The following is an 8007-nucleotide window of genomic DNA, read 5'->3' on the forward strand; positions in this document are numbered from 1 at the left end:
CGCCTTACAAAACTGTAAAGCGTATATTGCAAGAACGGACTGACCGCTACAAGTCGGAACTGACCGACTCAGGCTCTAGTTACACGCTTGGCAACAAGACATTAACAGAGTGCGAATTAGTCCTTGACTATGTTTGAATACATTTTAAGGAACAGGAACCATGAATACTGTTGCAGTCCTGAAATTAACATTACATCACGTTGTCGTTGGATACTTGGCAGGATTTCAGAGCGGAAAAAATATTCTGGTTTTCACAGATTCTTTTCACTTGGATCAGCAACGTCCGACCTTGAGCTTGCTTACTTCCCCTTTATATCCTCAAGCGGATAAGATTTTAGAAAAGACCTATGTTACACATCAGCGCTTACACCCCTTGCTATCAAATCTGCTACCAGAAGGTGCATTACGCGAACTCATAGCACAAAGCCTCAAAATACATATAGACAATGAATTTCAGTTATTGGCAGCTTTAGGTCATGACTTACCTGGGGCACTGATTGCAACCCCAGTAGATCCAGAAGAAATCCCAGATGGAATAAAATTTAAGCTTCAGATCTCGAATCCAGATCAGATATTAAAACAAGAGATTCGGACAAATAATAAGTTTTCCTTGGCTGGCGTCCAAATGAAGTTTTCCATGAAAGCCAAAGATGGGCGTTTTACATTAGCACAGGCAACGGAATCCAGCCTACTCGGTGATTGGATTGTCAAAACTCCTTCTACCAGACATGCTTTTGTTCCGCTGAATGAATACTCTATGATGATCCTTGCCAAAATGGTCGGAATAGATATCCCAGAGATTCGTTTGGTAGATATGGCACTCTTACAAGACCTTCCACCATTAAATCTACCCCAAGAGCAATATGCTTTTGCAATTAAGAGATTCGATAGGCAGAGTACTGCTAATACTACAGAGCTTATTCATATTGAAGATTTTGCTCAGATCTTTGGTTCATATCCACACCAGAAATACAGCACCACAAATTATGAGCAGATCGGTAAGATCATTTATCACTATTCAGATAACAAAATTTTTGATATTCAGCAATTTGCCAGCCGTTTACTCGTCAATATTTTACTCGCCAATGGAGATGCACACTTAAAGAACTGGAGTATGATTTATCACGATAAAACAACGCCAAGATTATCCCCTGCATACGATATATTGATGACAAGTGTATATATTGAAAATGAGCGTCATTTCGCCTTAAATCTTGCCAAAAATAAAGATTGGTATTTAGCTGAGATGAAACACTTTGAACAATGGGCTGAAAAAGTCGGTGTTCCATGGCGTGTTATTGAAAAACAACTTCACGCGATCATGGACAAAGCACGGTCGGTATGGCCAGTGCTATTACTAGACTTACCTATGATTTCTGTTCATAAAGAAAAATTAAGAGAACATTGGAAAAAATTGCATCCGGACTTTCAGATACTTACAGATGATTAGGGTAATCTGAAACCAAACTAAAATTTCTCAAACAAGTTCATCACGTCATTTTCCGTCAGTTTCGCTTCGCCTTCATGATCTGTACTTAGAATAGAGTGTGCCAGTTCTGCTTTATTTTGCTGTAAGGCAAGAATTTTTTCTTCTATGCTTTTATTAGTAATCAGCTTATAGACAAATACCGGCTTGTCCTGTCCAATCCGCCATGCACGATCTGAAGCTTGATCTTCAGCAGCAGGGTTCCACCATGGATCATAGTGAATGACCGTATCTGCGGCAGTTAGATTCAAACCGACCCCTCCTGCTTTCAGACTGATTAAAAATACCGGCACTTGTCCAGACTGAAACGCTGTAATGACTTCATCTCGCTTTTTGGTCTTTCCAGTCAGCTTCACATAGCCAATTTCTGCGTGATGGAACTGTTGTTCAATCAGTTCCAACATTGAGGTAAACTGAGAGAAGATAAGAATTTTTCGCCCCTCTTCCACCATTGGAACGACCATATCCATCAACTGTTCAAGTTTGGCAGAATGCGCCTGCCCAATTTTCACTGAATCCAGCTTTAGTAAGCTAGGATGGCAGCACACCTGACGTAGCTTCAGTAAGGCATCTAAAATTTGAATTTGACTACGTTTAAAGCCTTTTTCTGCCACAATTTTCTGAATGCTTGCCTGCATCGTGGCACGAACAGCCTCATATAACTTGGATTGCTGGTCATTCATATCAATATTGACTTCAATCGTGGTTTTTTCTGGCAACTCTTTGGCTACGTCAGTTTTCAAGCGACGTAAAATGAAGGGCTTAATCCGGTTGACCAACTTTTGTCTTAACTGCTCATCACCGCGCTTTTCAATCGGATGACGGTACTTTTTATTAAAAATTTCTTGTGAATATAAAAATCCTGGCATCAGGAAATAAAATAGTGCCCACAGCTCACCCAAATGATTTTCCATAGGTGTACCGGTTAGACATAGACGATGTCGCGCTGTTAATTGCCGTACTACCTGTGCAGCTTTGGCGCGCGGATTTTTGATATTCTGCGCCTCATCCAAAATGAGTTGATGATATTCATATTGCTTTAGTTGCTCTTCATCTCTCGCCAGAAGCGGATAGGTGGTTAACACAATATCATAGTGCGGAATCTGCTCAAAATACTGATGGCGATCGGGCCCCTGTAGCAGCAATACCTTGAGCTCTGGGGTAAATTTCTCCGCTTCTTTGAACCAGTTATGCATCAGCGATGTGGGTGCAACAATTAAGGCGGGACTATCCTGCAAATATCCAGCCTGCTTTTCCATGAGTAAATGGGCTAAAGTTTGTGCTGTTTTCCCCAAGCCCATATCATCTGCCAGAATCCCGCCATGCTGGGTTTCCCTTAAAAACTGTAACCAGCCTAAGCCCTGCTGCTGGTATAGACGCAACTCCCCCTGAAAACCTTGTGGTGTCGGCAGTTGTTGCTGATAGCCTTGTTTGAATTTATGTACAAATTTCTGCAGGCGATCACTGACCTGCCATGTCATCCCAAGATTATGCTGCAATTCTAATAATTGACTCGCATCATAGCGATCAATACTGCGCTCTTCTTGCTGTAAAATGCTCTGCAGATGCAATAATACCGGCTTAATATCCCTAGCGGATAGCGCCAAATCAGGTTGATCAACTGCAGTTTTCACGGTGAAAATTTGACTGTCATGCAGATGAATAAAAGTCCGCGGATCAAGTAAATCAGGATTTACTCGCACCAAAGCTACGAGCGCATCAAGTAAATTATAAGAATTGCCTGCACTGTCTTGAACCGTCGCCCCGATATTGAACCAGTCCTGCTGGCCTTCAGATTCAGTGATAGAAATATTTAAATTTTCAACATATTGCAGGTTAAAGGGGCTGTTTTCCAGATGCTCTATCTGCCAGCCCATCAACTCAATTTGATTGATGGGCATCAGCTGTTTGATCCAGTCTCCATAGAAAGCAAAAACCATAGAATCGAGACGTTGTTTATCCAGTTTTAATTGCTGGTCATAACTAAGATCTTTCACCCACTTCAGTGATTCGACCAATAGCTGTAAACGCTGGATTGACTGTTGTTCCTGAACTAAGTCCCGAAGCTGTCGCACCATTTTGTCATGCTGCTCACCAATGAAACTGTCACCTGATGTACCTGCTTTAATTCGCCCGCCTGCATAGGAGAATTCAATTTCAGCACAAACAGATTCTTCCCATTTCCAATCAAATTTATCTAAAACACCGAAGCGTAAAATTGGCTGGGGACTACCCTCAAGGACATCAATATGCTGAATAGACTCGGGCTGAGGCAGATTTTTCACGTCTGAATATTGATGAGTCAGTTTCTCAAACTCTGGCAAGAGCATAGATGGAAGAGCAGGCATCTGTAAAAAATGGTACAGAAGATTTGCCGTATATTCACCATATAACTGGCCCACCGTGTTCTGTTGAATATCCACATAACACGGTGGCTGGCTAGCGAGAATTTGGATATGTGGATTTGATTTTAAATCGAGTCGAATATCACCATTGACCAATTCAATATTTAAATGCTCTGTCTGTTTGTTTACACCTTGTTGCCAGATCAGTTCGATGTGATAGCCTTGTTCTGACCATTGAAGTGCAGTATGGCTCTTTTTTTGCCAGTACACATCGCCACTTTGAATAAAAGATTTGAAATGCTCCAATAAAATTCCGGAGATATCAAGATTGCTTTGATAAAAACGTTCGTCACTGTTTATTTTGGCATAATAATAAATCTGGTTAAATAATTGTCGTTTTTGTTCAGGTAAAGTCAGATGCTTTCTGGTGATATTTTCATATTGGGTATAATAACTTTCCCCCGCAATTGAGCCGTTTTTATTGCGTCTGGCCTTCTGAACATCAACTGTCAATTTCTTTAAGCTGACAGACTGATCTAACAGGTAAATTAAATAATTGTTTGTTTTGACAGATTGCTCTGGTTCAGTCTGTTGTAAATACCGTTTAAAATCATTCAACCAGCGCTGTGCCTGATCATCCCCCCGTAGGCGTTTTGCGATTCCCTGCGGGGATTGAGAGTCAGCATAACGCTGCTGAAATTCCTGGCGATATTCCTGAAAGAATAACCGCGCTAAAGCAGCAGCATGTTTACAGTTATATCCAACTGGACAAGTGCAGTCGTCATCGATTAAACGGTCTTTTTGGGGATTATAGGTAATTGCAGTATCGTAATAATCTGTCCCTTCAATTTGGGCATACATCGTAACCCCGTCTTTTTCCTCAAAGAACTCAATCGTTTCCCTATCAATGCGTTTAGCATAGCTCAGACTGCGCTGAAGAGTTGCTGTACTAAAGCGAGATAGAAAATTGATCAATGAGGACATAATTACCAGACACTAAAAATGTTTATACAATTATAACGGACAAAGGTATCATTTCAGAATAGTAGCCGAACGGCCCAACCTGAGCATAACTTGGATTCACTCAAAAGGAATATTGTAAATAAAGACTACTTTTTGCATAAACATTCAAAGCCAAACCTCAATATGTCTACATCATCACAGCATGCATTTCCCACACATATTGACTGCGCATCAATTGCTTTAATTGTTTAAGGTCTTGATATTTTTCCAGTATCTCTTGCGCTCGAGCTAATTTTTGTTGAACATGTCGATAGTCTTGCTCATATTTTCGATACAAATCCTGCACTTTAATTTTACGGTTAGAATATAAAAACTGACTCCAATTAAAAGAGTAAATAATGTCATCCACTTGCATTTGCAAAGTTTCTAACTGTTCTTCTAAAAGCAGGTTATACGCTTTTAATTGTTGATTGGCGAAAGACAAATTATGCTGCTGACCCAACTGAATTTGCAAATTTAACAATGTCAATAAATCATTGGCTTCATAAGCCTGATTGGCTTGCTGCATCAATACGGTTTTTTCTTGTTTTTTCTGCTCATCTTGCTCACGATCTGGGTGAATCCACGCTGTAATTTTTAAGTAAATCGCTTTAATGGACTGATTTGCTAGTTTCTTGGCTTCTTCACGCTGTTGCTGTTTTTTTGCTGCTTTGGCTTTTTCACGGGCAATTTGCTGTTCGGCAAAAGCTTTTTGCGCACTACTCAACTGACTTAAAAAATCCAGCTCCTCTTGTTCTTGCATTTTTTGTTCAAATTTTTTTATAAAGTCATCTAAATCTAATGGATCATGCTGAAAATCAAAAAAATCTAAATCTAGGTCATATTCTTCACAAAGAAAATGCTTCAAACTTTCTAGCTTGAGCTGTGCCAAGCGCTCTTGTTCAGACTCATCATGTTCAAAACTATTTTGTTCACATTGTTCAACATTTTCGTCTTCTGACTCTGTTGCTGTTTTAGCTTCAGATCTTAAATCCACATCATCTGTGTCTAGCAATTCAATATGATGCCCATAACTGTTCAGCAATTCTGTTAAAAACTGAACTTGTTCGGTAGACATCTGCTGCGAATCCAAAAGTTGTAAACTGAGTTGCTCAATTTTTTGATCCAGCTTAGTTTGCTGGGCTGCCGTCACTTTTTGTTGTTTTTGCTGAAGCAATTGTTGAATTTGCTGAAATATAACTTCACGCAATTGCGCATAAGTCGGTAAAATTTCACGGCTGGCACGTGCCTGAATATCGGCTTGTGCGGTCTGCCATTCATTCAAACGTAGCTGTTCCTGCTCAATTTTTTGGCATAATTTCTGAAATTTTTTCTGTGGCGCAGAAAGTTTCTGCACTGGCTCTAAAGTACTTTTCTGTAATTCCATCTTCAATCATATCGAACACATAAGTCTGAGCCGTATTTTAACCAACTTCTTACTCATTAAAAACATCTTTGCCCATCACCACATCTTTTCTCATCCATAGTCTTTGACCTGAAACATCTTCAAGCAATTGATCTTCCATTCTATACAGCACATTACACACAGTTCGATTATCATAGGCAGCAATACGATTTTTCCAAATATTTAGGACAATACATGAGCACATTAACCTGTTTTAAAGCCTATGACATTCGCGGAAAATTGGGCACAGAACTCAATGAAGACATCGCCTATAAAATTGGTCGTGCTTACGGACAAATTTACCAACCTAAAACCGTTGTAATTGGCTGCGATATTCGCCTTAGCAGCGAAGGCTTAAAGCAGGCCACCATTCGTGGTTTAAATGATGCAGGGGTCAATGTGCTCGACTTGGGAATGACAGGCACAGAAGAAGTCTATTTCGCAGCCTTTCATTTAGACGTGCAAGGTGGCATTGAAGTAACTGCCAGCCATAACCCCATGGACTACAACGGCATGAAACTGGTACGTGAAAATGCACGTCCGATTAGTGCCGATACCGGCCTAAAAGACATTCAGGCTTTGGCAGAATCGGGCGAATTTACCCCAGTTGAGCACAAAGGTAGCACTCAAAGCTACAATATTTTGCCTCAATTTATTGAACATTTAATGACGTATATCGAGCCTACCAAAATTCGCCCAATGAAACTGGTCATGAATGCAGGCAATGGCGCTGCAGGACATGTGGTCGATGCAATTGAGCAAAAATTCAAAGCTCTGAATATCCCTGTTGAGTTTGTCAAAATTCACAATGATGCCGATGGCACCTTCCCCAATGGTATCCCGAATCCAATTTTAGTGGAAAACCGTGACAGTACCCGCAATGCCGTATTAGAGTATCAAGCCGACATGGGCATTGCGTGGGATGGTGACTTTGATCGCTGTTTCTTGTTCGATGAAAAAGGCCAGTTTATTGAAGGCTATTATATTGTCGGCTTATTGGCACAGGCATTTTTACTCAAACAAGCAGGCGAGAAAATCGTACATGACCCACGTTTAGTCTGGAATACCTTTGATGTGGTCGCTCAATATCAGGGTGAAGCGATTCAATCTAAATCTGGGCATGCCTTTATTAAAGATGTAATGCGTGAACACAATGCTGTTTACGGCGGTGAAATGAGTGCACACCACTATTTTCGTGATTTTGCCTATTGTGACAGCGGCATGATTCCTTGGTTATTGGTGCTTTCTGTGTTGTCTGAAACAGGAGAATCGCTATCGAGTCTGGTCGAAGAAATGATTGCCAAATTCCCATGTTCGGGGGAAATTAACTTTAAAGTGGCCGATACTCAAGCCACCATCCAAAAAATCTTTGAGCATTATGCTAGCCAAAACCCAGCAATTGACCAAACCGATGGCGTGAGTCTTGACTTTGGGGCATGGCGTTTGAATGTGCGTGCGTCAAATACCGAGCCTTTATTGCGCTTAAATATTGAAAGCCGTCGTGACCACAATCCCCGCCCGATGCAGGACTATGTGGATGAGTTGACGCAATTGATTCAAGCTTAATCTGAAAAATCAAAGCAATATAAAAATGGGAGTAATTAACTATAACTAAAAATATAGACAAATATTTGCATAAGTTCTCATTTTGTCTATGTCGATTCAGTAGTGGCAAGGTGGGTATTTATTAGAGATTTAAATGATTATCTTTTGTATTTTAGGTGAGTGTCTTGGTATATTAGCATCCATATCTATTGATTATCCAATCC

4 protein-coding genes are annotated in these 8007 nt (G+C 40.4%); 2 read left to right on the forward strand and 2 right to left on the reverse strand.

Annotation, left to right across the window (positions count from 1 at the left end; translation table 11 throughout):
- Positions 1-160: 160 nt before the first annotated feature.
- Entirely contained in the window at positions 161-1450 is a 1290-nt protein-coding gene (locus AC07E5_RS10305) for a type II toxin-antitoxin system HipA family toxin (RefSeq protein ID WP_004970273.1), read from the forward strand.
- A 17-nt stretch (positions 1451-1467) separates the two neighbouring features.
- Here AC07E5_RS10305 and AC07E5_RS10310 read toward each other — a convergent pair whose 3' ends face one another.
- Together AC07E5_RS10310 and AC07E5_RS10315 are read right to left on the reverse strand one after the other, a co-directional pair.
- Positions 1468-4815 carry a DEAD/DEAH box helicase gene (locus AC07E5_RS10310; protein WP_498625399.1) on the reverse strand — a complete coding sequence of 1116 codons (3348 nt, stop codon included), beginning with the start codon at positions 4813-4815 and terminating at the stop codon, positions 1468-1470.
- Positions 4816-4981: 166 nt separating this feature from the next.
- Positions 4982-6220, reverse strand: a complete 1239-nt coding sequence (locus AC07E5_RS10315) for a hypothetical protein (RefSeq protein WP_180005903.1) — start codon at positions 6218-6220, stop codon at positions 4982-4984.
- 213 nt (positions 6221-6433) lie between these two features.
- On the opposite strand from AC07E5_RS10315, the gene AC07E5_RS10320 reads away from it, so the two are divergent.
- Positions 6434-7804: a phosphohexomutase domain-containing protein gene (locus tag AC07E5_RS10320; protein ID WP_180005902.1), complete on the forward strand. Its 1371-nt coding sequence runs from the start codon at positions 6434-6436 to the stop codon at positions 7802-7804.
- The last annotated feature ends 203 nt before the right edge of the window (positions 7805-8007 follow it).

This window comes from Acinetobacter seohaensis, assembly GCF_056431365.1.

Coding starts and splice junctions, on each gene's coding strand:
- AC07E5_RS10305 (WP_004970273.1), top strand. CDS start 161: ATGAATACTGTTGCAGTCCTGAAATTAACATTACATCACGTTGTCGTT.
- AC07E5_RS10310 (WP_498625399.1), bottom strand. CDS start 4,815: ATGTCCTCATTGATCAATTTTCTATCTCGCTTTAGTACAGCAACTCTT.
- AC07E5_RS10315 (WP_180005903.1), bottom strand. CDS start 6,220: ATGGAATTACAGAAAAGTACTTTAGAGCCAGTGCAGAAACTTTCTGCG.
- AC07E5_RS10320 (WP_180005902.1), top strand. CDS start 6,434: ATGAGCACATTAACCTGTTTTAAAGCCTATGACATTCGCGGAAAATTG.